A 22,721-nucleotide genomic window follows, 5' to 3' on the forward strand; every position below is an offset into this window, starting at 1 on the left:
GCGACTGGCCAGAAGGAATGGTTTAATTCAAGCCGTGATATTGGCAGATATTTTACACTATGGAAGGGTCATGCGCCTATGCCTAATTCTGGACCATTTGGTTAAACTTAACACCATATCAGTTCAATTTTGACCGAAAAAACAGGATTATTTGCGAATCAGAGCAAATATTACCTTCTTAAAAAGCTGACCATGCAGACAAACAAGTGAAAATTTCGTATTCTTCGCGCCTTATTAGTGCCCCTCGACTATTTTTAATAGTATTGGCACACTTATTGATAACGACCTATCAGACTGACAAGTTTTTCCCGCCGCAGCGGCATAGAAGAACGCGATTGTCAGTCCCATAAGCCAAGGACGACAGAGTAGAACGAGACAGAAAGCCGTCCAAGCTGCTGTTACAGCAGCAGACCACCCAATTATAGATAGAGTATTAACGGTGTCGGAAACATTGAAAAAGCAGAATTCTAGCCCGCGTTTAGAATTACTGAATATCACTAAACAGTACCCCGGATGTCTTGCCAACGACCAAATATGCATGACCCTAATGCCAGGGGAAATCCATGCGCTACTTGGTGAAAACGGTGCCGGCAAAAGCACCTTGGTGAAAACCATATATGGTGTAGTATCTCCAGATTCAGGCCAAATCATTTGGGATGGCCACGAAGTTGACATCAAATCTCCTTCGATCGCCCGTGATTTGGGCATCGGCATGGTGTTTCAACACTTTTCTCTCTTCGAAACCCTGACTGTTGCGCAAAATATCGAACTCTGTTTGAGCAAAGAGCAGTTGTCCGAGATCGGTAATCTGGCACAGCGTATTCGCGATTTATCCAAGGCCTACGGTTTAAACGTCGACCCTGAGCGCTATGTGCACTCTCTCTCGATCGGCGAACGTCAGCGCGTCGAAATCATGCGCTGCTTGGTGCAATCGGTAAAATTATTGATCCTTGATGAGCCAACCTCTGTCCTCACACCGCAGGAAGTGGCTGGGCTATTCACGGTCCTACGTCAGCTATCTAGCGAAGGCTGCAGTATTTTGTTCATCTCCCACAAACTGCATGAAGTGACTGAGATTTGTCACAACGCCACCATTTTACGTGGCGGTAAATTTGTTGGCGACTGCGAACCCGCCAATGAAACACCTGCGACCATTGCCAAAATGATGGTTGGCGATCTGGCGGAGCAAGACGCGGGCTATGAAAAGGCCCATGGCCAAGAGATGATTTTTGCCGCCAAGAATTTAACCCTAGCGTCGAAGAATCCCTTTGGCACCTCGCTTAAAGCTGTCAATTTCGAACTGTTAAAGGGAGAGATTCTCGGCATTGCAGGGGTCGCGGGCAATGGTCAAGAAGAGCTCATGTCGATCATCAGTGGTGAAGATAGCCGCTCCCTGAAAAATGTGCTGACCTTGGACGGCGCCGATTTAGGCGTGCTCTCAGCGGGCGCGCGTCGCAAATCAGGTCTTGCTTACGTACCGGAAGAACGCTTAGGGCGTGGTGCGGTGCCAGAAATGAGCTTATCTGAAAATACACTACTGACACACAGCCGTGGCTTTGTTAAATCAGGCCTAGTGAATTGGGCGGCGGTAAAAGAGTACGCCAAGAGCCTGATTAACCAATACAGCGTCAAATGCCATGGTGAATTTTCTGAAGCGAAAAGCCTGAGTGGCGGCAACTTACAAAAGTTCATTATGGGACGAGAAATTGGTCAAAACCCTAAAGTCTTGATTTGTGCCCACCCGACTTGGGGCGTTGATGTGGGAGCCGCCCTAGCGATTCACCAGGCCTTATTGCAGCTGCGTGACCAAGGCGCCGCTATCCTGCTTATCTCTGAAGACATCGACGAACTGTTTTTGCTGGCCGATCGTATGGCGGCTGTTTGTGATGGTCACTTATCGCCTGTGGTGCGTACCGAAGACACCTCTATTGACCAAATCGGACAATGGATGGCTGGTACTTTTATTAACGACTCAAACTCTTCGGAGGCGCTGACATGATCCGCGTTCAAGCTCGTACCGAACCGAGTACACTTATGACCTTTGCGTCGCCATTCTTGGCCATTGTGCTGACGCTTATTTTTGGTTCTGTCCTATTTTCTGCTTTGGGCAAAGACCCTATCCAAGCTCTGCATGTACTCTTGGTACTGCCCCTATCAGATGCCTACAACATCAGTGAAATGCTGGTCAAAATGGGGCCTTTACTGCTTTGTGCGGTTGGCCTCTCCCTGTGTTACCGTGCCAACATGTGGAACATTGGCGCCGAAGGCCAATTATTGGCTGGCGCCCTAGGTGGCAGCGCTATGGCGCTGCAATTTGTCGACTCTGACTCTGCCCTAGCCATGCCGTTAACCCTGTTTGCTGGCATTTTGTCGGGCATGGCGTGGGCGGCCATTCCGACCTATTTGAAGACCAAGTTCAATTCTAACTTAATCTTAACCACCATCATGCTGAATTACATCGCCTTGTATCTTTTGATCTGGGCGGTGCATGGTCCACTGCGTGATCCAGCAGGCTTTGGTTTCCCTGAATCCGCGTTGTTTTCAGATGCGACGCTACTACCTGTACTGTTTGACAGTGGCCGCGTCCACCTAGGGGTGGTTCTGGCCGTATTATTGGCGCTAGTGGCTTGGTTCCTACTGAGTAAATCCCACTTAGGTTTTAAGATTCGCGTGTATGGCGCTGACGAACCCGCAGCCACTTACGCGGGCTTCAACGCCAAAGCTATCAGCTGGTTTGTGATGCTGTTTGCCGGTGCGTTAGCAGGGCTTGCAGGGGTTGCCGAAGTGGCTGGTCCAATTGGTCAATTGACGCCTAATATTTCTCCAGGATACGGCTACTCTGCCATCATTGTCGCCTACCTTGGCCGTTTGCACCCTGCTGGTGCCATCATCGCTGCGACTTTCTTGGCCATTCTCTACATGGGCGGCGATCTAGCACAAATTGAAATGGGGATTCCGATTGCAGTGGTCGGCATGTTCCAAGGGGTTTTACTATTTTTCCTGTTGGCGTGTGACTTCTTTATCCGTTACCGCATCGTCCCATCCCGCGAAAATATGGCTTAGGAGCAACACATGGACATTGATCTAATTACTCAGGTGCTGTTCGCAGCCATAAAAACGGGCACACCTTTACTGTTTATCGCACTCGGCGAGGCGATTTGTGAGAAAACTGGGGTACTCAACCTTGGCCAAGAAGGCATGATGCTAATGGGTGCCGTGGTGGGCTTTATGGCCGCTTACGCGACGGGAAACGCTGGCATGGGCATTATCGGCGCCATGCTAATTGGCATGTTAATGAGCCTCATTTTTGGTTTTTTGGTGCTGCACTTAGGGGCCAATCAAGTGGCCACCGGCTTGGCCTTGACCATCTTTGGTACTGGCCTGAGCGCGTTCATTGGTGCCAGTGTCGTTGGTCACACCATTACCGGCTTCCAACCGCTTAATATTCCGCTACTGTCTGAGATCCCAGTGCTTGGCAAAGTCTTATTTAGCCATGATCCTTTGGTGTATTTGGCCATAGTCCTAGCGATCTTAATCGGTTTTGTTGCCAATAAAACGCGTGTAGGCTTGACCATAAAAGCCGTAGGTGAGAATCCGCATGCGGCCAACGCCATTGGCATTAAGGTACTAAAAGTACGCTATTTGGCCGTAATGTTTGGCGGCGCCATGGCTGGCCTTGGCGGTGCCTATATGTCATTGGTCTACACGCCGATGTGGGTTGAAAACATGACCGCCGGCCGAGGCTGGATCGCCCTGGCACTGGTGGTTTTTGCCTCGTGGCGCATTGGCAATATTGTCTTGGGCGCTTATCTGTTTGGCTTGGCAAGCATTATGCACCTTGTCTTACAAGGTATGGGCTGGTCTATTTCCCCTAATTTACTGGCGATGTTGCCGTACGTGGCCACCATTGTCGTCATGGTGATTATCGGTGCGGATAAGTACAAAGAAAAATTGCTAGCGCCACGTTCGCTAGGCAAGCCATTTGATCCACGTCAGATGGCCTAATTCCCCATTTTGTTGTCTTTAATAGAAAACGCCTTCGGGCACAAAAGGAGCAGAGAATGAAACTAAAAAGCTTACTTGTAGGTCTTGGCCTACTAGCAGGTGTCGGCGCAGCGCAAGCGGCAGATGACCCATTCAAAGTTGGATTTGTTTATGTGGGCCCTGTTGGCGACCTAGGCTGGAGCTACGAGCACGATCGCGGCCGCCAAGAACTGGAACAGTTCTTTGATGGCAAAGTTGAAACGACTTTCGTCGAGAACGTTCCAGAAGGCGCTGATGCTGAGCGAGTGATTACGCAACTCGCAAAGTCCGGAAACGACCTAATTTTTTCCACGTCGTTTGGCTTTATGAACCCTACTCTTAAAGTGGCGAAACGTTTCCCTAAGGTGACCTTCGAGCACGCGACTGGCTATAAGCGTTCTAAAAACATGGGAACCTACGTGCTGCGTACCTATGAAGGTCGCTACGTCTCTGGTGTGGCAGCCGGCATGCTGACCGAAACCAATACCATTGGCTACATTGGCTCCTTCCCAATCCCTGAAGTTATCCGCGATATCAACGCGACCTATATGGCAGCTAAGAGCGTTAACCCTGAAGTTAAAATCAAAATCGTATGGGTGAACTCTTGGTATGACCCAGGTAAAGAGACTGACGCGGCGAACGCCCTAATGGACCAAGGCGTAGATGTGTTACTACAGCATACTGACAGCCCTGCGCCTCTGATCGCAGCAGAGAAACGTGGCATGCGTGCCATTGGCCAAGCCTCGGATCAAAGCAGCTTTGCGCCAAACGCTCACGTGTTCTCAGTACGCGATGATTGGGCTCCTTACTACATCAAAGTTACTCAGGAAGTCATGGACGGTACTTACGAGCCGAAAGACTTCTGGGGCGGTTTTAGTGAAGACATGCTCAGCCTTGCTTCCATCAATGACAACTTGCCCGATGACGTTCGTGCGAAAATTGATGAGACCTACGAGCAAATCAAATCCGGTGAATTCAAGCCCTTTACAGGCCCGATTATGGACAATAAAGGCAATGTGGTGGTACCAGCAGGTCATAGTCTAACGGATACGGAGCTAGCACAAGTAAATTGGTACGTTGAAGGCATCACTGACGCGATTCCACGTTAGTTCACACTTCTCCTTTTTATTTGCGCAATGGGCAGCCTCCTAGGGCTGCCCATTTTTTTGAGCTATCGGATATAGTTTCATGTGTTACTATCGAATAAATTTTATTGAAGAAAAAAATTATGACTTTTGATAACACCACTTTTTTTAGAGAAACCAGTCAAAGCCGCTATGATTTATTTGTGGCCCACATCAAAAATGGCGGGACTTGTTACGCGTTAGCGGACGCAGAAGGTTGTCTAAACGTTAGCATCGGTAGTGAAAGGGTTTTACCCGTTTGGCCTAGTGAAGAAATGGCCAACGAATGGGCGAAAACAGAGCACGAAGGCTTTAGTGCATTAGATGTCAGTAACGAGTCATTCACGGATATCTGGTTGCCAGGCATGGCCAATGACGGCGTCAGTGTAGGGGTTGCACCGAACATGGCAGGCGAAGGCATCGTGGTACAAGCCTCTGAACTGCTGCAAGACATTCAAGGATAAGCCTAAGAGGATAACCTCATGACCTCTAAATTATTTCGCAACATTGCTATCGGCCTTGTCAGCACAGCTCTGCTGACAGCATGCAGCACCTCACCAACCGGCCGCAAGCAGTTGGTGTTATTGCCTGACAGTCAACTCAATGAAATGGGTGTCGCTTCCTTTGCCGAAATGAAATCCAGTACACCGGCTTCTGGTAGCACGCAAGCGACTAAAAATGTCCAATGTGTTGCCGACCGCATCATTGCCGTTTTACCGCAAGAGCACCGCCAGCAAGCATGGGAAGTGGTTCTGTTTAATGATGAACAGGTCAACGCCTTTGCTCTACCTGGCTACAAAATTGGCGTGTACACTGGCCTGCTTGAGGTTGCACAGAACCAAGATCAATTAGCGGCCGTAGTGGGACATGAAGTTGGCCATGTGTTGGCGCGACACAGCAATGAGCGTGTCTCGACACAGCTCGCTACCAGCCAAGCACTGGCACTGGGATACCAGCTTTCTGGTGAAGATTCCGCAACCAAAGCGGCTATCTTTCAAGGACTTGGGATTGGCGCCCAAATCGGGATTATTCTACCCTTTAGCCGCACTCATGAATCTGAAGCCGATGTCATTGGACTTGATCTAATGGCCAAAGCTGGCTTTGATCCAGAAGAGAGCATCAAACTGTGGCAGAACATGTCGAAAAAAGGCGCCAGTAGCACTCCTGAGTTTCTCTCCACTCACCCATCTCACCAAACACGCATGCAAGATCTCAATGCGGCAATGGCAGCACCTAAGCAAATTTACAGTTCGCTAAAAGCCGCCAACCAAGCGGCCAAATGCTATTGAGTCACAGCAATGTTTATAAAAAAGCTCTTAAGCCTTCCACAGCTTAAGAGCTTTTTTAGTTCGTTTTAGTGTGCTCTAGGTTAAGGGCGCTTAACCCATGCCTGACACCAACCTTGCGCTTCTACGGCTGTACCTGCAAACAATGGACAAGCTCCCGTCTCAGCATTAAAGAAGTTACAGTTAGCGCAATCACTGCCTGCTTTAAAGGCCGGATGGGACGCAGCAGTTGAGGCGTCTGGTGTGTACGCTAAAGCCTTGGCATTAGGCGCCTCTGGATCCAACATTGGCAGAGCTGCAAACGCCTTCGTTGTTAGCACCCCCATACCAAAAGGTAAAGCCGCTAGACCAAACAATCCTTTTTTTACAAATTTACGACGACCATTATCAATCATACTTCTCTCCTGCTTTCCTAACCTTCGTTAGTCTGTTGATTACTTTTAAGACTACGGGTGGAATCATTCTCAGAACATGACTTAAATCATGAATTGCGCATCAATAGATGCGAAACTCCTGATATTTAACCACCCGATTCCGCCCCGCTTCTTTGGCCTCATATAAGGCTTGATCGGCACGTTTTAACAGGGTTTGATAATCGCTACAGCCCAATGCATTCGATAAGCCAATACTGACGGTCAAGTTAAATTGCATGTGTAAGGCTTCACACTCCAGCTGAGACACTCCAACCAGCAGTTTCTGACAAAACTTCTCGGCTTCTTCCTCATCACCATGGATCAGCAAGGTAAATTCTTCACCGCCCCAGCGCGCCACAATATTCGGTGGCTGCACCGTATATTGGAGGTAATGAGCAACCAGCTTAATAACCTCATCTCCGACTAAGTGAGAAAAACGATCATTAACTTGTTTAAAGTGGTCAATGTCTACGATCGCCATATTGAGCTGGCGTAAAGACTGGGAGGCCATCATAAAATCACGACGCACCCGCTCATCGAACGCACGACGATTATACAATCCCGTCAAAGGGTCCTCTTTGGCGAGACGCTCGTATTGCTCAGATTGCTCCCTTAACGCCTGGGTTTTGATACGCACTTGCTGCGCCAATTCACGCTGACGGCTCTTCAAAGAATGGACGCGCCAATACATCAAGCTACCAATAGAAAACAGTAATCCTAAGCTTGCCAGCAACTGTGCATCTTTACGCTGCCAAAGCAATGGTTCTATTTCGAACTTCAACGAGTGTTTTGTGGCATTCCACTCACCATAAGGGTAACGCGCGCTGACCAAGAACTCATAGTGCCCCGGTGGCAGGTTAGTGTACTCCGCCACAGTTTGGTTACCATGGTAGTTCCACTCTTCTTCAAAGCCGACCAGTTTGGTTTGATATTGCAAGCGCTGCGGCATGATATAACTCAGCCCGGCAAATTTAATGCGTACCCGGTTAACACCAGCGCCTAGTTGCTTATCAATTTTCGGATTGACTTTAACGCCATCCGCATCGACTTCTTCAACCACGACAGGAAGACGATATTGATAGAGTTGCTTCAGTGCCGTAGGTCGAATCAGAGCGATCCCATTGGCAGTGGCAAACACCAAGTTACCTCCGCGTGAGCTGACCGCCGCAGGATTTGAGCCGCCATTTGCCTGACTGCTACCCATGCCATCCTCTTCACCAAAATGCTCAAAGTTAACGGTATGACGCTCGCCGGAGGCGACGCGATGGGCTTCAACATAGCCAACTTTCCAGATGCCCCGATTGCTGCTTAACCAAAAACTGCCCATGTGGTCGTAGATGACCTGAAAAAATTTATCGATGGGCAGTCCGGCCGGCTTTCCGATACCGCTCAGGGTGTTTTGCATGGCATCATAGCGTAGCAAGCCACGATCGGTCGCCATCCAAATAAAGCCAGGCTCAATGTAAAAACCAAATACATACTGGGCCCCCTCGTAAGTAGAGATGTCAATCTGCTTAATTTGGTTACGACGATCATAAAACGCCACACCTTGGGCAGTACCGATCCAAATTCTGCCACGATGATCTTCCATTAACGCCATGATGTAATCGTCTGGCAAGTCAGAATTGTGCTGATTAATTTGCGTCATAGAGCCATCCGACTCTACCAGCACTAAACCATTTACGGTGCCAATCCAGCGCCTACCTTTAGAGTCTTCCAATAATGCTCGAACTTCATTGGCTGGCAAGCCATTGCCTTGACTATAGAGTTGTCGCATCTTCCCCATGCGCCACTCATACACACCGGAACGCTGGGTGCCGACTAAGGCGTCCCCAGAATCAAGCGCGGCAAGACTGAGTACGGATTGGCGCGCCACAAGATCGTCTGAGGCTGGAAAAGCTTGACCATCTTCAAGCAAGCTCAAACCTTCACTGGAACCCACTAGGAAACGCTCACCAGGCACTTGTAACACGGTACGAACAAAGTTCCCTAACAGTCCAGCTTGCTCATCGACCGATTGAAACGGCGCGGTACGCAAGCGTAATATACCGCCATTGGTGCCGACCCAAATGCTGCCCTCCACATCTTGAAACCATGAGATCACACGGTTATTAGGTAGCCCCGACTGGGTGTCGATATAGTCCACTTGTCGATAACCCACTCGTGCCAAACCTTTATCTAAGGTCCCCAACCACAAGGTGCCCTCATCATCTTCTTCGATTAAGGTGACCACGGATCCACTGAGCTCTTCAGCCACTGGGCTAAAAGTATTGCCATCAAAGCGCCACGCCCCTTTAGCAGAGGCAATTAGCAACTCATCTTGATGATCACTGGCCACATAATAAATTCGCGTCTTATCCGGTACACTTGGAATGCTCAACTGCTCGGCATTGGTCTGGCTGACACGATAGACCCCGGCACTGGTTGCTGCGTAGATGACACCATTGGTGGCTTGTACAAGGCGATAGGCACCGACATCGAGCACCTGACGCCCGTTGCCATATTCGTTGTTACCAAGGTAAGGGCGAAAGAAGACGCCTTCCCCCTCTACAGCAAGCCAAAGGTTCGATTCATGATCGACCAATACATGATTGATAAGACTCTTTGCTAAGGCCTGCGGATACCAACTAAAATCTTGGTGCAGGGTCAGACCGCCGCGCGCACCACCAATCCAGAGACGATTTTGCTGATCCGCCACAAGGGTGCGAATGCCAGCATCCGCAATCCCCGTTTTTACATCGCGGCTAAATAATTCAAAACTAAGACCATTGTAACGGGCCACCCCTTCCCAAGTCGCAAACCACAGATAACCGTCGTCCGTTTGCGTGATCGCATTGACACTGTTATGTGGCAGCCCCTGATGGGACGTCCATACTTCCATGAAGTAGTCATTAAAGCCTGACGCGCCATACAACCAAGCGCTGACAAAAACGCTATATATACAGAGGATCCATTTGAAAGTGCGTCTGATCTGACTCGTTTGCATGCTAAATCTCATTACATCTACTTCAGCCAACATAGCGTAAATATAAGGAAAAATGTAGGCTTTTAATGCTTGGTCATGACCCGACAAAGGGTCAAGACAATCTTAATTAACAAAAGCAGTCTTTTTAAACTATATTCAATTTTGATATAGTCTCTCAAAATCAATGATTGGAGCCTGTTTTGGATATTCAAATTCCTAATTTGCGGCACTTGCGTGTTTTTCTTGCGGTGTGCGAACTAAAAAGCATTACCCGAGCGTCTGAGCGAATCTACTTATCCCAGCCAGCGATCACACAAGCCATTGCAAAATTAGAGAAGCAGCTTGAAACACATCTTTTCGAGCGGCATTCGGATGGCATGTATCCAACAGAGTCCGGCATTTTATGGCAAAAGCGTGTCACTCGCTCCTTGAATTATCTAAGAGACTCCACAGCAGAATTGCTAAGAGAACCGTCTCTAAAAGACACTTTGTCCGCTAATGTGTTAGCGCAAATCAGTACCACTCAACTAAAAGCCTTAGTCGCCGTCTGCGATGTGCAAAACTTCAGTATCGCCAGTCGTAACTTAGGGGTATCCCAATCCTCAGTGCACCGTGCAGCTCGAGACTTAGAGAAACTACTTGGCATTGCTCTATTTGACAAAACCAACACCGGCATTAACGCCACCGACGCAGCTAAGACGCTTACCAAAGCTGCTAAGCTTGCCTTTAACGAATTACGCCAGGGGATCTATGAAATTCACGCCCTGCAGTTCAAAGATGTCTCGACCATTTCCCTAGGCAGCATGCCTTTGGCACGTACGACGATTTTACCAAAGTCGATCCTGCGTTTTGGCGACCAACACCCAGACGTTAACGTAAAGGTCATCGAAGGGCCTTACCCTGACTTATTACATCACTTACGTCATGGCGATATTGATATTGTTTTGGGTGCACTACGTTACCCTGCCCCAGCAGACGATGTGATTCAAGAAGAGTTGTGGAATCCGCCACTGTCGATTATTTGTCGTGCTGGACACCCACTACTGTCTCTTGAAACCGTATCGGCACAGGACCTGGCCAAGTTCGCCTGGGTCGTTCCCGCTGAAGGCACACCAACACGTCACGCCTTTAAGGAGATCTTTGAGCAGGCGGATTGTGAGCAACCGAGTCGCATTGTGGAATCCAGTTCACAGATCCTGATCCGTGAGTTACTGTTAGGAAGTGATCGCTTAACCCTGATTTCAAAGCACCAGATGGAACGTGAAGTCGACATAGGCTTACTCAAAATCTTATCCTATCCATTGGAGCATACCCGTCGTCCCATTGGCCTTTGCGTCCGTAAAAACTGGCTGCCAACCATTACTCAGTCTCACTTCTTAAGTGTTTTAAGAGAAATATGCGACCAGTTCAGATAAGCCTATAAAAAAGACTTGCTATGCTTTTTTTAAATAGCATTATTGGTTAACGAATTACATCATTGATACAGTCGATGTTAGATTGAACGAATACAGTTACGAGTCTAAACACTCATTTAGAATAACAAGACAACGGTTAGGAGATATCTAATGAGAATTTGTATTGCAGGTGCATCTGGCGCATTCGGCATGAAACACATGGACGCCATTGCAGCCATCGAAGGCTCTGAAGTGGTTTCTGTAGTGGGCACCAAACCTGATGCCATCAAAGCGTTCGCAGAAGAACGCGGCGTACCACACTACACTACTGACCTAGCTGAAGCGCTTGCTCGCGATGACGTTGATGCCGTGATTTTGGCAACACCAACACAAATGCACGCCGCCCAAACGATTCAATGTTTGGAAGCGGGTAAGCATGTGATGTCAGAAATCCCAATGGCGGACAACATCGAAGACGCACGCAAAGTCGTTGAAGTACAAAAGCGTACGGGTCTTGTTGCGATGGCAGGTCACACACGTCGCTTCAACCCTTCTCACCAGTGGATCCACAATAAGATCGAAGCCGGTGAACTGAAGGTTCAACAAATGGACGTGCAAACCTACTTCTTCCGTCGCTCAAACAAAAACGCCCTAGGTCAGGCACGTTCTTGGACTGACCACCTACTATGGCACCATGCTTGTCACACAGTAGACCTGTTCCAATACCAAACAGGTGAAGTAGCAACGAAGGTACAAGCCCTTCAAGGCCCAATCCATGAAGAATTGGGCATCGCGATGGACATGAGCATCGGCATGAAAGTACCAAACGGTGCTATCTGTACTCTGTCTCTTTCGTTCAACAACGATGGTCCATTCGGCACTTTCTTCCGTTACATCTGTGACAACGGCACTTACATTGCTCGTTACGATGACCTGTTTGATGGCAACGAGAATAAGATCGACCTTTCTGGCGTCGCCGTATCGAACAATGGTATCGAACTGCAAGACCGTGAATTCATCGCTGCAATCGAGGAAGGCCGCGCGCCAAATTCTTGTGTGACGCAAGCCATCGACGCCATGGAAACACTGCACAAACTTGAACAGTGCCTAGAAGACTAAGCACTCGCAAGTGATCCAAAAGCAGGGCCTAATGCCCTGCTTTTTTCATTTATACAGACCATAAATGAGGCAAGGAAAATGTCTAACAAACACCCCAATTTACTGACACCTAGCATTGGCCTAGGCTGCATGAACCTATCTCACGCATACGGCTCACCGGTTGCGGAAGAAGAAGCAGTGAAAGCCCTTCACGAAGCCTTTGATATGGGCTACCGCCATTTCGATACCGCAACCCTATACGGCGGTGGCAAAAACGAACTGCTCGTAGGCAAGTCTCTTAAACACCTACGCAATGAATTCTTCTTAGCCAGCAAATGTGGCATGGCGATTGTCGATGGCAAAAAAGAAATCAACGGCCGCCCTGACAATATTCGCCAGCAATGTGAAAACAGCCTGAAGCGCCTTGGTGTTGAACACATCGACCTGTACTACCTACACCGTAAAGATCCTAACGTCGCCATCGAAGAAAGTGTCGGCGCACTGAATGACTTGGTTAAAGAAGGCAAAATTGGCTCGATCGGTCTATCTGAAGTGTCAGCCGAGACACTGCGTAAGGCCCATGCAGAAGCCCCTATCGCAGCACTACAGTCTGAGTACTCACTATGGACTCGTAACCCTGAGATCGCTGCGCTTGAAGCCACCAAAGAACTTGGCGTGACTTTTGTTGCCTTCAGTCCACTAGCACGTGGCTACCTCACAGGCGCAGTCAACAGTGCTGACGAGCTAGAACAAGGCGACATTCGCCTTAACATGCCACGCTTCAATGATGAGCACTACCCAACTAACCTAGCATTGCTAAACAACTTCCTTGAGATGGCCAAAGAGATCGGCTGTACACCCGCTCAGTTAGCGCTAGCATGGGTCCTACATCAAGGTGATCACGTGGTAGCGATCCCAGGCACACGTTTCGTCAATCATATGCGCGATAACCTAGCTGCGAGCGATGTAAAACTGTCAGCTGGTCAATTAAACGACCTAAACGATATGATCAACCAGAGCAATGTTAGCGGCACACGTTACAACGCCGTCCAGCAAAAAGAGATCGATACAGAAGAGTTTTAATCAACGCTTCCAGTCAGTCTTAGGCTTTACACCACCCTGTCAGCCACATGTAAAAGGAGGACCAAAAGTCCTCCTTTTTACTAAACTATTAGCAAGTTAAAACATATATTGGGCGCCAAGCGAATAGTTTTGCACTTCATCATCGTCAATATCAAACTGCTGGAATTGCGCATAAAGCCCAAAGTTAGGTGTCACATCAACCGACGCCCCCACACCAAATGCTGCATCGGCTCCATCGTCTTTTAGCACTGTACCAAATGCATCACGGTCGGCTCTCGCATCCCAGGCAAATAGCCCCACTTTCGCAAACAAATCGATAGACTGAGTAACCGGTACCTTACCGACAGCGGAAAACAGTAGACCATCGATATTTACCGTCAAACCCGCACCAATATTGTCATCCATATCCCCTAAATCAACATAGGCAAGCTCTAGGGCGAAATTGTCGTTTAATTCATAACCCGCCGTCACCGAGAAAGAATGACTGTTGTCTAAAAAGCTTTGATCTGCCTCCGCTACCCCCGCGGAGGCCCCCAAATACATCCCCGCAAAAGAGGCTGATGACATTAAAATCGAAGTCGCTAAAAGTGTTTTTTTCATAATAAGCACCCACAAAAGAAATTTATGGGAATTTGAAGTGACACTTAACTATCAAATTAATAAGTATATTAAGCGCTTTCTCAAACTTCCCTGAAAACAACAAATTAATAATAGAACAGAAATCCAACATTAGAGAATTGATAGGCTCATTATCGAATATAAGGTGTTCGCTCAGCGCCTTCTAGACATAAAAAAAGGGCCGCCTCATGAAGGCAGCCCCTTTTAACATTCAAGCTCAGCGACCAAGACTTAAGCCTTGTCTTGCTCCGCTTCAGCTTGCGCTGCGAGACGGACAAAGGCATTGGCTTCGCCATAGTTGTCGTAGTCAGCAACACGCTGTACCACTTCAAAGAAGACACCGTGCATTTGCTCAGTGTAGAAATGGAAGAATTCACCTTGATCATTACGATCAAACAGAATGTTGTGCGCTTTTAGTTTCGCGATCAACTCTTCGGACAAATCAAAACGCGCTTCGATATCACGGTAGTAGTTATTTGGAATCGCCAACACTTTTTCTTGGCCCATATTCTTCGCAGCAGTGAAGATATCATCACACGCAAACGCAATTTGCTGCACACCTGAACCGCGTGTTTGAGTCAAGAAACGCTCTGCCGATGCGGAACGCGCATTGGTCATATTGATCGGAATACGGATGCTCTTGTCTTTGTTCGTCGCGGTACGACTTACTACAAGACCATGGATGTCCGGCAAGTCTTGGCTTGGCTGAATATCAAAACCAAATAGCGACTTGTAGAAGAAACCAGTCGATAGGAAGTCAACGTTGGCAACCGTCTGACCAATATGGTCAATACGTTTTAAACCAACGCCCTGCTCGCCTTGTACACCGTCAATCGGCTTGAAGTCGACATCGAAGAAACGGTAACCGGCATCACGGTTAACAAAGTACACCAGGCTATCACCGATGCCACGAATGGCAGGGATATTCAACTCACCAGGGCCCGCTTGATTCTCAAAGCGCTCCGCTTTGTAGTGCTCCGCTACCGCCAGTGTGTGCTTCACGCTATCAGTGGCAAAGCCGAGGGCACAGACAGAGACACCATGCTTTTGAAAGTACTCGTGGGCTTGGCTCTTAGGCTCTTTGTTCAAAATTAAGTTGATTTCGCCTTGACGCATCAAGCTAACATTCTTAGAGCGGTGTTTGTGCGTCTCAGCAAAACCAAGTTGTGACAAGGTCTTCACAAGCTCATCGCCCGTATCACCTTCGACCGCGAACTCTATGAACTCCACTTCTTTGATGGATGCGGACTCTTCAATATTGTCCACGGCAATATCGTGTTTCGGCGTGGTTTGATCGTCCAACCAAATCAATGAGCGCATACCATCGATGGCTTTGGCGACTGGATCAGAAGAGCGGAATTCATCGTTAAAGATCTCGTGCGATAGGTAATCGTCAAAGCCTTTGTCTTTCAGGATCTGCACAAACTCCACCACCGGCATATCACCTTGACCTGGGAAGCAGCGTGAGTGACGGCTGTAGGTTAGGTAATCGGTACGTGGCATCACTGGCGCATCGGCCACCTGTACCAACGCAATTTTATCCACGCTAATTTCATCACGCAGACAATCCAAGGTGTTGCCGCGAGAGAACATATGGAAAGTATCTAGGTTAATGCCAAGATTTGGGTGGTCAGTACGCTTTACTAGGTCCCAGGCATCTTCGTAGTCGGCAATGTGTTTACCCCAAGCTAGAGCTTCATAGCCTAAAACCAAGCCTTCGCCAGCAGCAATGTCTGCTAAATGACGCAAGTCAGCAGCACATAGATCACGATCAGAGGATGCGTAAGCCTGTACGTTAGAGCACATTAACAAACGGTTAGTACCCAATTCATGGGCCACCTGCATTTTACGCTTAAGCATCTCAATGCGTTTCTTTTGAATGTCACGAGGGTTGCCTTCCATGTCTCGGAATGGTTGCAGTGCAATGATCTCCAAACCTAGATCTTTCGCCATCTTACCCACTTCGGATGGCGACCCGCTGTACTGGGTCAAATCATTTTCAAAGATCTCAATCCCCTGAAAACCCGCCTTTGAGGCTGCTTCCATCTTCTCGCGCAAAGTACCCGAGATAGATACGGTAGCTAATGCAGTTTTCATTAAATCCCCCTTAACATATATCAATTTTAATATATAAGAGTAGTCGAAAAGTTTTCGTTCTAACTAAGCCTTATGGCAAAGAATATTAGACTTTGAAAGGGGTTTAATCGAATGAAATATCAAATGAATATACAGTCTAAAAAGGAATACATAGAAACAAAAAAACGCAGCCGAGGCTGCGTTTTCTATCACCAAAATGACCGCTTAAATCAGATCACTGACCACATCGTATTTTTCACGGAATTGATCCCACACTGGCGTCACATCACCCACTTCCACACCGGTAAAGATTTCAAACGCATCCAACCCTTGATAAAAGAATAGATCAAAACCTGAGACAATTTTCAGGCCAGCCGCATTCGCCGCTTTTAGAAATTCTGTATCCAGCGGTGTGTAAACCGCATCAAACGCCCATTTCTGACCACCAAAAGCCGACTCTGCTAATGGATTTCCAGGGGTTTTGTAGTGACCTACTGGAGTACAGTTCACGAGACCATCGACCTCTTTTGCCACGGCAGCCACATCACCCGTAGCCACAACCGTAGTTTTGTAACCCGCTTCGTTTAATGCTTCTGCTAGCGCTTCAGCCCCAGCCACATTTAGGTCAGAGATAAACAGCTCTATCGCGCCCACTTCAAACAAGCCAAAGGCCACCGCACGACCGACACCACCGGCACCAATCATCAACACCTTTCCTGCTGGCAAGTCACCCAAACGTGTACGGTAGCCACGGATAAAACCTGTGTAATCGGTGTTGAACGCACATACTTTGCCGTCTTTCAGTAGCAAGGTATTGGTCGAGCCGACTTTTTTTACTGAGTCATTGACTTCGTCAGCACTGTCAACGGCGATTTGCTTGAATGGGAAAGTGACGTTGGTACCAATAAAACCTTGCTCACGAATTGAGGCCAAACGCTCTTTAAAAGCCGCCGCTTCAGGGCTATCCAATTCCTGCAGTTCGTATTTCACAGGCAGGCCTTTTAATTCACCTAACATATTGTGAAGAGAAGGGGCACGAGAAGCGGAAATGCTTTGACCGATTAAACCAATATTTTGCATGAGAAGATCCTTAGATACTGAGTCGAGCACATATACTGAGTCACGCCGAATTTTTAGCCGTAAAAGAGCATGAAAAGAGAGTCGTGAATAATATAAGAAGTGATGAAAGCGTACACTAAGTACGCCTCCATAGTTATGATAAGTTTTACTGAATTTATATCAGAAAAATTATAGATAGCTTAGCGTGCGCTATTGGTGGCCAATAACTGTAAACCCGCGCCAGTATTAGAGATTGGCAAGTGATAACTGCGGTGCAGTTCTTTTAGTTTGCCTTCGCCTTCTAGGGCACCACGCATGGCCAGCCACATGTTTAATTCAACACCTTGAGCACCCGCTTCTTCAACCAATTCATAGTTAGAATAACGGGTGAGTAACTCTGGCTCATCGACAATTTTTTCCATGCAGTACAGGTCAAACGGCTTATTGATAAAGCCCGCGCGCTGGCCATCCAATTGATGCGATAAACCACCTGTCCCCATGACCACCACTTTTTGATCACCTGCAAAACTGCGCACCGCATCACCGATGGCTTTACCAAACGCATAGCTGCGGCTTGGCTTTGGCATTGGGTGACGTTCACAGTTAATTGCCACAGGAATAACTTTCACATGACCGTATTTGTGCCCCGGCCACATCAAGGTTAACGGTACGGTTAAACCGTGGTCTACCTTCATTTCCTGACACACAGTGATATCAAAATCATGCTCAATCAGATGATTGACAATGTGCCATGACAGCTCCGTTTCTCCGGTGACCGGTGGGATTTCCGCGATTCCCCAGCCCTCATCGGCGTTTTCATATTGTTCCGCTGCACCGATGGCAAACGTTGGCTTACGGTCATGGAAAAACTCTAAGCCATGGTCATTGTAGAAAATGATCGCGATATCGGGCTCTTGGGTGTAGAGCCAATCGCGGACTGGCGGGTAAGCTTCAAAAAACTCTTTCCAATAAGGTGTTTCTTCTAACCCCTGATCCATAGCAACACCGATCGCAGGGATGTGTGATGTGGCGATGCCACCTAGTAATTTCGCCATTATACTTCTCCCTGTTTCACCAAAAATGCTTTGAATTCTTCTGTGCTCATGCCCGTTTGCAAACCACCGACATCTTGTACGCTTAACCCTAACAAGCCAGCAAACTTCGCCAGATAATAGATGCTGCCGCCTGCTTCAAGCATTGCAATCACATCTCGCTTACGCATCGCATCTCGTTGATCTTCGGTTAGTTTAAACTTCTCGTAGTAAGCTTCTTCATCTTCCTTGAATTCATTCCGGGCCGCTGCATTATTAAAGGAGTAACACATTTTGTTTAATGGATACCCTTTAGTTGCCATTGGCCCATCGAGCATAATAGTCCCTGGGATATTTACCGTTTGGCTCATTTCACACCTCACCGTGTTATTTTTATAGGATGATCTAACAACTCATCTGCCAACCAGTATAAGGGGCTTATCTGTGCAATTAATTGATATACATCTAGTAACGAACAGGGTTTAAATTGATTAATTAGAACGATAAAAAGGCGCAAAAGTTATATTAACTTCATACCACTAAAAAGAATAAAAACAAAAAAAGCCATAACAAATGTTATGGCTTTTTCAATAACCCCATCCTAACCTTCCCCTTGTAAAGGGGAAGGAACAGGTTATTTCTCAGGCATGGTATGTTCTAACAACATCAGACCAGAACCAGTGTTGGAAATCGGCGCATGGTAGTTGCGGTGCAACTCTTTCACATCACCGATCAAACAACCACGCATGGCGATCAACATGTTTAGCTCAACCCCTTGTGCACCGGCGATTTCTGCTAGGTCAAAGTTAGAGTACTTGGTCAGATCTTCAGGGTCTGACACCAGTTTGTCTAGACACATCAAGTCAAACTCACGGTTAATGATACCCGCTCGCTCCCCATCAAGCTGATGCGACATACCACCCGTTCCGAATACCGCCACTTTCAGATCATCATCAAATGACTGCACTGCACGACCAATCGCTTGGCCTAGTGCAAAGGTACGCTTCGGCTGCGGCATTGGGTGCTGCTCACAGTTGATACACACAGGGATGACTTTCACATGGCCATAGTTGTGACCTGGCCACATCAGGTTAAGTGGCACCGTTAGACCGTGATCCACTTTCATTTCCTGACAGATGGTCATATCAAAACCATCTTCTACCAAACTGTTAGCAATGTGCCAAGAAAGGTCCGATTCACCTGTAACGGGTGGAATGGTAGGAATTCCCCAACCTTCATCTGCGTTGTGGTATTCATCCGCTACACCAATGGCAAACGTAGGCTTTTTATCAATGAAGAATTCCAAACCGTGATCGTTGTAGAACAAAATGATCACATCTGGTTTTTTCTCATTTAGCCAATCACGAACTGGTGGGTAACCGTCAAAAAACGGTTTCCAGTACGGCGTATCTTCTAAACCATTCGCCATGGCATTAGCAATCGCTGGAATATGAGAAGTTGTAATACCACCAATAATATTTGCCATTACACTTCACCTCGACCGTTTTTAACAAGCATGTCTTTAAATTCTTCAACACTCATACCTGTTTGTAGAGCGCCAATATCTTGCATATTCAGTTTTAATAAACCGGCATATTTTGCCAGATAATAAATACTGCCGCCTTCGCGAAGCATTGCAATAATATCTTTTTCTTTAATCGCTTTTTTCTGAGCTTCCGTTAAATTGAATTTATCGCAGTACGCATCTGGATCTGCATTAAATTCATCACGTGCTTCCTGATTATTAAAGGAAAAGCACATTTTATTTAGCCCATAACCTTTTTTAGCCATAGTGCTATCAAAAAGATAGGTGCCTGGAATGTCTCTCTTTTCATTAGTCGCCATAGGGTGACCTCTTTTTATTTTGTTCTAACTGGATTATTTCCAGTATAGACGCATTGGGTTGTCCACTAGTAGCTTCTGTTGAAGCTCTTCGGTCGTTGCAATCATCGGAATCACATCTACTAAGTGGCCGTCATCTGGTACGTGCGACTTCATATTTGGGTGTGGCCAATCCGTTCCCCACAATACTCGATCAGGGAACTGCTCAACCAAGGTTTTCGCAAATGGCACCACGTCTGAATAATCCGGTGCTTGCAGCGTTAAACGCTCGGGGCAGCTCACTTTACACCAAACGTTGTCGTTGTCCGCCATAAAGTTGATGAAGCGCTGGAAGCCTGGGTGATCAACACCATTGGCCACGTCAGGACGACCCATGTGGTCCACCACAATCGTCGTACCTAGCTCTTTTAGGAATGGAATCAGTTCCTCTAGATCTGGCGCCTCAAAGTAAACAACGATGTGCCAGCCCAGTGTTTTAATTTTCTCAGCGATGGAGAAGAACACTTCGCGTGGCGTACTATCAACCAAGCGCTTAACGAAGTTGAAACGCACACCACGAACACCGGCATCATGCATTTCTTGCAACTGTTCAATGGTGAAGCTGTCGTCGATAAAGGCAACACCACGAGCCAACTCGCCCGCTGTTTGCAAGGCATCAATCAGTGCTGCGTTGTCAGTGCTGTGACAAGACGCTTGAACGATAACGTTACGAGAAAAACCTAGGTGATCACGCAGCGCGAACAATTGATCTTTGGAGGCATCGCAAGGGGTGTACTTACGCTTTGGGTGGTATGGAAACTGATCAGCTGGACCAAAAACGTGACAGTGTGCATCGACTGCACCTGCAGGGGCTTGGTATTTTGGTTTACTAGGGTTTGGATGAAATGGAAGATAATCTTTGTCCATTTTTTACTACCTATTTATTCTTGTTAATGAACGGACGACTCACAGGCCGTTCGCATGTACAAATACTTTACCGTCAAACAGCTTACGGGCGGTTCGCAACAAGGCCGCAGAATCCACCTCACCTTGACTGTTTTGATCAAGCACTACCGTCATACAGCCAGTTGGGTGCTCAACGTCTAGGGTCATTTGCGCCGCTGACTCATAAGTCGCCAAAACATTGGCAGGCGAACCTTTCAATACAGCGGCTGTGGCCACACTCACCGCCCCCAAGACACCAATCGATGCATGGCAACGATGGGGAATAAAGGTGCGCGTTGAAATAGCACCGCCATTGGTTGGCTCTGACACCATGGTCATTTTCGGCACTGACTTATCTTTGACATCACCAAGGTTCATCAGTGGGCCGGCTTGCAAGCGAATCGACTCTAACTTAGCACGTAGCTCGGCATTGTTTTCCAACTCTTCACGAGTTTCCGTACCGCTGATGCCCATGTCGGATGCACGCATGACCACACATGGCATGCCGTTATCGATCATGGTCACTTCGATACCATCAATGACATCGACAGCATTACCCGTTGGCAGCAAGGCACCACAGCTAGACCCTGCTGTGTCTTTAAAAGTAATCGGCACTGGGGCTGAAAAGCCTGGCACGCCATCAATGCGCGCATTGCCTTCGTACACTACTTCGCCGTCTTTTACTTGCACTCGTGCTACCGAGATTTGTCCAGTGTTCTGCATAAAGATGCGCACTTCGGTCTCGCCCTCTACGGGCTCGACCAAACCGCGCTCAATCGCAAATGGCCCAACCCCCGCAAGAATGTTGCCGCAGTTTTGCGCGTCCGTCACAATCGCTTGATCGACGAAGACTTGTAAGAACAAGTAGTCTACATCGGCGTCATCGCGCTCAGACTTCTGTACCACAGCCACTTTAGAGGTCAATGGATCCGCGCCCCCCATGCCATCAATCTGACGCGCATCTGGTGAGCCCATTACACGCAGCAGAGTATCCGCACGCACTTGCTCATCGCTGGGTAAGGCGTCAGCTAGGAAGTACGCCCCTTTCGACGTACCACCGCGCATCCACATGCATTCGATGCCCTTAGACATACTTAAGGCCTTTCTCAGCCAAGCGTGGGCGCATGTCGTAGATATCCAAACCAAGCTCACCGTTTTCTAGGCGCACACGTTTGGCTTCTTCGTTGTCCATACGCTTACGCGCCAGCTCTAGCACTTCAGCGGCTTTCTCACGACGCACCACAACCACACCGTCGTCGTCAGCAACAATCACGTCACCGGCATTGATGATTTCATCCGCACATACAATCTGAATATTCACTGAGCCGACGGTTTCTTTGATCGTACCTTCCGCAAATACGGCTTTTGACCAAACTGGGAAGTTCATTTTGCGAAGGTCTCGGGTATCACGTACGCCGCCTTCGATGATCAAACCTACGACACCACGGGCCTGTGCCGATGTTGCCAATAAGTCACCGAAGAAACCATGATTAGAAGGCGATGTTGGCGCAAACACCAGCATGTCACCTTTTTTACATTGCTCGATGGCAACGTGCATCATCCAGTTGTCGCCCGCGGCACCTGAAATGGTAATCGCTGAGCCAGCCACCGCCACATCTTGTTGGATTGGACGCATGTAGTGCGCCAATAGACCCACACGACCTTGTGCTTCGTGGATCGTTGCCACGCCGCATTCTGCCAAACCGTCAATCACCGCCTGATCGGCACGTTCAATATGTTGTACTACTACGTTTTCGCGCATGTTTTGCTCCTTTAACTTCAGAC

At 47.9% G+C, this 22,721-nt stretch carries 21 protein-coding genes; 9 read left to right on the forward strand and 12 right to left on the reverse strand.

Going from position 1 to position 22,721, the window contains the following annotated elements:
* The first annotated feature begins 538 nt into the window (after window positions 1–538).
* From MAQ5080_RS04100 to MAQ5080_RS04125, 6 genes are all read left to right on the forward strand, one after another.
* Window positions 539–1,999: an ABC transporter ATP-binding protein gene (locus tag MAQ5080_RS04100; protein ID WP_231915729.1), complete on the forward strand. Its 1,461-nt coding sequence runs from the start codon at window positions 539–541 to the stop codon at window positions 1,997–1,999.
* Complete coding sequence (locus tag MAQ5080_RS04105) at window positions 1,996–3,063, forward strand: ABC transporter permease (RefSeq protein ID WP_067207232.1); 1,068 nt, start codon at window positions 1,996–1,998, stop codon at window positions 3,061–3,063. Before MAQ5080_RS04100 ends, MAQ5080_RS04105 begins: the two co-directional genes overlap by 4 nt.
* Before the next feature lie 9 nt (window positions 3,064–3,072).
* Window positions 3,073–4,005: an ABC transporter permease gene (locus MAQ5080_RS04110; RefSeq protein WP_067207229.1), complete on the forward strand. Its 933-nt coding sequence runs from the start codon at window positions 3,073–3,075 to the stop codon at window positions 4,003–4,005.
* Window positions 4,006–4,061: 56 nt separating this feature from the next.
* Window positions 4,062–5,132, forward strand: coding sequence for a BMP family ABC transporter substrate-binding protein (locus MAQ5080_RS04115; protein WP_067207224.1), 1,071 nt, complete (start codon window positions 4,062–4,064; stop codon window positions 5,130–5,132).
* A 119-nt stretch (window positions 5,133–5,251) separates the two neighbouring features.
* Window positions 5,252–5,611 carry a DUF2750 domain-containing protein gene (locus MAQ5080_RS04120; RefSeq protein ID WP_067207221.1) on the forward strand — a complete coding sequence of 120 codons (360 nt, stop codon included), beginning with the start codon at window positions 5,252–5,254 and terminating at the stop codon, window positions 5,609–5,611.
* 18 nt (window positions 5,612–5,629) lie between these two features.
* Entirely contained in the window at window positions 5,630–6,436 is an 807-nt protein-coding gene (locus MAQ5080_RS04125; RefSeq protein WP_067207218.1) for a M48 family metallopeptidase, read from the forward strand.
* Window positions 6,437–6,516: 80 nt separating this feature from the next.
* Here the strand turns inward: MAQ5080_RS04125 and MAQ5080_RS04130 are convergent, their stop codons facing one another.
* Window positions 6,517–6,828 (reverse strand): high-potential iron-sulfur protein, encoded by a 312-nt coding sequence (locus MAQ5080_RS04130; protein ID WP_067207215.1) that lies wholly within the window; start codon window positions 6,826–6,828, stop codon window positions 6,517–6,519.
* A gap of 100 nt (window positions 6,829–6,928) precedes the next feature.
* Window positions 6,929–9,727 (reverse strand): ligand-binding sensor domain-containing diguanylate cyclase, encoded by a 2,799-nt coding sequence (locus MAQ5080_RS04135; RefSeq protein ID WP_197464570.1) that lies wholly within the window; start codon window positions 9,725–9,727, stop codon window positions 6,929–6,931.
* Between the two features lie 284 nt (window positions 9,728–10,011).
* On the opposite strand from MAQ5080_RS04135, the gene MAQ5080_RS04140 reads away from it, so the two are divergent.
* The 3 genes from MAQ5080_RS04140 (at window position 10,012) to MAQ5080_RS04150 (ending at window position 13,386) form a co-directional block, all read left to right on the forward strand.
* Window positions 10,012–11,226 carry a LysR family transcriptional regulator gene (locus MAQ5080_RS04140; RefSeq protein WP_067207204.1) on the forward strand — a complete coding sequence of 405 codons (1,215 nt, stop codon included), beginning with the start codon at window positions 10,012–10,014 and terminating at the stop codon, window positions 11,224–11,226.
* A 150-nt stretch (window positions 11,227–11,376) separates the two neighbouring features.
* Complete coding sequence (locus MAQ5080_RS04145; protein ID WP_067207200.1) at window positions 11,377–12,324, forward strand: Gfo/Idh/MocA family oxidoreductase; 948 nt, start codon at window positions 11,377–11,379, stop codon at window positions 12,322–12,324.
* Between the two features lie 78 nt (window positions 12,325–12,402).
* On the forward strand, window positions 12,403–13,386 hold the full coding sequence (locus MAQ5080_RS04150) for an aldo/keto reductase (protein WP_067207198.1): 984 nt from the start codon (window positions 12,403–12,405) through the stop codon (window positions 13,384–13,386).
* Between the two features lie 96 nt (window positions 13,387–13,482).
* On the opposite strand, the gene MAQ5080_RS04155 is transcribed toward MAQ5080_RS04150, so the two are convergent.
* The 10 genes from MAQ5080_RS04155 to MAQ5080_RS04200 all read right to left on the reverse strand — a co-directional run bounded on the left by MAQ5080_RS04155 (window position 13,483) and on the right by MAQ5080_RS04200 (window position 22,698).
* On the reverse strand, window positions 13,483–13,986 hold the full coding sequence (locus tag MAQ5080_RS04155; protein WP_067207195.1) for a porin family protein: 504 nt from the start codon (window positions 13,984–13,986) through the stop codon (window positions 13,483–13,485).
* 249 nt (window positions 13,987–14,235) lie between these two features.
* Window positions 14,236–16,101 carry a bifunctional sugar phosphate isomerase/epimerase/4-hydroxyphenylpyruvate dioxygenase family protein gene (locus MAQ5080_RS04160; protein ID WP_067207192.1) on the reverse strand — a complete coding sequence of 622 codons (1,866 nt, stop codon included), beginning with the start codon at window positions 16,099–16,101 and terminating at the stop codon, window positions 14,236–14,238.
* A 204-nt stretch (window positions 16,102–16,305) separates the two neighbouring features.
* Window positions 16,306–17,160: a shikimate dehydrogenase family protein gene (locus MAQ5080_RS04165; protein WP_067207189.1), complete on the reverse strand. Its 855-nt coding sequence runs from the start codon at window positions 17,158–17,160 to the stop codon at window positions 16,306–16,308.
* Window positions 17,161–17,339: 179 nt separating this feature from the next.
* A complete protein-coding gene (locus MAQ5080_RS04170) occupies window positions 17,340–18,194 on the reverse strand; it encodes a class III extradiol dioxygenase family protein (RefSeq protein ID WP_067207185.1) in 855 nt (284 codons plus the stop codon).
* Window positions 18,194–18,541 (reverse strand): protocatechuate 4,5-dioxygenase subunit alpha, encoded by a 348-nt coding sequence (locus MAQ5080_RS04175; protein WP_067207182.1) that lies wholly within the window; start codon window positions 18,539–18,541, stop codon window positions 18,194–18,196. Before MAQ5080_RS04175 ends, MAQ5080_RS04170 begins: the two co-directional genes overlap by 1 nt.
* Window positions 18,542–18,804: 263 nt before the next feature.
* A complete protein-coding gene (locus MAQ5080_RS04180) occupies window positions 18,805–19,656 on the reverse strand; it encodes a class III extradiol dioxygenase family protein (RefSeq protein WP_067207179.1) in 852 nt (283 codons plus the stop codon).
* Window positions 19,656–20,015: a protocatechuate 4,5-dioxygenase subunit alpha gene (locus MAQ5080_RS04185; protein ID WP_067207177.1), complete on the reverse strand. Its 360-nt coding sequence runs from the start codon at window positions 20,013–20,015 to the stop codon at window positions 19,656–19,658. Before MAQ5080_RS04185 ends, MAQ5080_RS04180 begins: the two co-directional genes overlap by 1 nt.
* Before the next feature lie 33 nt (window positions 20,016–20,048).
* Entirely contained in the window at window positions 20,049–20,918 is an 870-nt protein-coding gene (locus MAQ5080_RS04190) for an amidohydrolase family protein (protein ID WP_067207175.1), read from the reverse strand.
* Window positions 20,919–20,957: 39 nt separating this feature from the next.
* Window positions 20,958–22,028 carry a 4-oxalomesaconate tautomerase gene (locus tag MAQ5080_RS04195; protein ID WP_067207172.1) on the reverse strand — a complete coding sequence of 357 codons (1,071 nt, stop codon included), beginning with the start codon at window positions 22,026–22,028 and terminating at the stop codon, window positions 20,958–20,960.
* Window positions 22,021–22,698, reverse strand: coding sequence for a 4-carboxy-4-hydroxy-2-oxoadipate aldolase/oxaloacetate decarboxylase (locus MAQ5080_RS04200; RefSeq protein WP_067207169.1), 678 nt, complete (start codon window positions 22,696–22,698; stop codon window positions 22,021–22,023). The genes MAQ5080_RS04195 and MAQ5080_RS04200 overlap by 8 nt, the downstream gene beginning before the upstream one ends.
* Window positions 22,699–22,721 lie beyond the last annotated feature (23 nt).

The sequence above is a fragment of the Marinomonas aquimarina genome (assembly GCF_900089755.1).
GTDB lineage: Bacteria > Pseudomonadota > Gammaproteobacteria > Pseudomonadales > Marinomonadaceae > Marinomonas > Marinomonas aquimarina.

What these genes read in the sequence shown, in the direction of transcription:
- MAQ5080_RS04100 (WP_231915729.1), top strand. Translation starts at nt 539, where the DNA reads ATGACCCTAATGCCAGGGGAAATCCATGCGCTACTTGGTGAAAACGGT.
- MAQ5080_RS04105 (WP_067207232.1), top strand. Translation starts at nt 1,996, where the DNA reads ATGATCCGCGTTCAAGCTCGTACCGAACCGAGTACACTTATGACCTTT.
- MAQ5080_RS04110 (WP_067207229.1), top strand. Translation starts at nt 3,073, where the DNA reads ATGGACATTGATCTAATTACTCAGGTGCTGTTCGCAGCCATAAAAACG.
- MAQ5080_RS04115 (WP_067207224.1), top strand. Translation starts at nt 4,062, where the DNA reads ATGAAACTAAAAAGCTTACTTGTAGGTCTTGGCCTACTAGCAGGTGTC.
- MAQ5080_RS04120 (WP_067207221.1), top strand. Translation starts at nt 5,252, where the DNA reads ATGACTTTTGATAACACCACTTTTTTTAGAGAAACCAGTCAAAGCCGC.
- MAQ5080_RS04125 (WP_067207218.1), top strand. Translation starts at nt 5,630, where the DNA reads ATGACCTCTAAATTATTTCGCAACATTGCTATCGGCCTTGTCAGCACA.
- MAQ5080_RS04130 (WP_067207215.1), bottom strand. Translation starts at nt 6,828, where the DNA reads ATGATTGATAATGGTCGTCGTAAATTTGTAAAAAAAGGATTGTTTGGT.
- MAQ5080_RS04135 (WP_197464570.1), bottom strand. Translation starts at nt 9,727, where the DNA reads ATGGAAGTATGGACGTCCCATCAGGGGCTGCCACATAACAGTGTCAAT.
- MAQ5080_RS04145 (WP_067207200.1), top strand. Translation starts at nt 11,377, where the DNA reads ATGAGAATTTGTATTGCAGGTGCATCTGGCGCATTCGGCATGAAACAC.
- MAQ5080_RS04150 (WP_067207198.1), top strand. Translation starts at nt 12,403, where the DNA reads ATGTCTAACAAACACCCCAATTTACTGACACCTAGCATTGGCCTAGGC.
- MAQ5080_RS04155 (WP_067207195.1), bottom strand. Translation starts at nt 13,986, where the DNA reads ATGAAAAAAACACTTTTAGCGACTTCGATTTTAATGTCATCAGCCTCT.
- MAQ5080_RS04160 (WP_067207192.1), bottom strand. Translation starts at nt 16,101, where the DNA reads ATGAAAACTGCATTAGCTACCGTATCTATCTCGGGTACTTTGCGCGAG.
- MAQ5080_RS04165 (WP_067207189.1), bottom strand. Translation starts at nt 17,160, where the DNA reads ATGCAAAATATTGGTTTAATCGGTCAAAGCATTTCCGCTTCTCGTGCC.
- MAQ5080_RS04170 (WP_067207185.1), bottom strand. Translation starts at nt 18,194, where the DNA reads ATGGCGAAATTACTAGGTGGCATCGCCACATCACACATCCCTGCGATC.
- MAQ5080_RS04175 (WP_067207182.1), bottom strand. Translation starts at nt 18,541, where the DNA reads ATGAGCCAAACGGTAAATATCCCAGGGACTATTATGCTCGATGGGCCA.
- MAQ5080_RS04180 (WP_067207179.1), bottom strand. Translation starts at nt 19,656, where the DNA reads ATGGCAAATATTATTGGTGGTATTACAACTTCTCATATTCCAGCGATT.
- MAQ5080_RS04185 (WP_067207177.1), bottom strand. Translation starts at nt 20,015, where the DNA reads ATGGCGACTAATGAAAAGAGAGACATTCCAGGCACCTATCTTTTTGAT.
- MAQ5080_RS04190 (WP_067207175.1), bottom strand. Translation starts at nt 20,918, where the DNA reads ATGGACAAAGATTATCTTCCATTTCATCCAAACCCTAGTAAACCAAAA.
- MAQ5080_RS04195 (WP_067207172.1), bottom strand. Translation starts at nt 22,028, where the DNA reads ATGTCTAAGGGCATCGAATGCATGTGGATGCGCGGTGGTACGTCGAAA.
- MAQ5080_RS04200 (WP_067207169.1), bottom strand. Translation starts at nt 22,698, where the DNA reads ATGCGCGAAAACGTAGTAGTACAACATATTGAACGTGCCGATCAGGCG.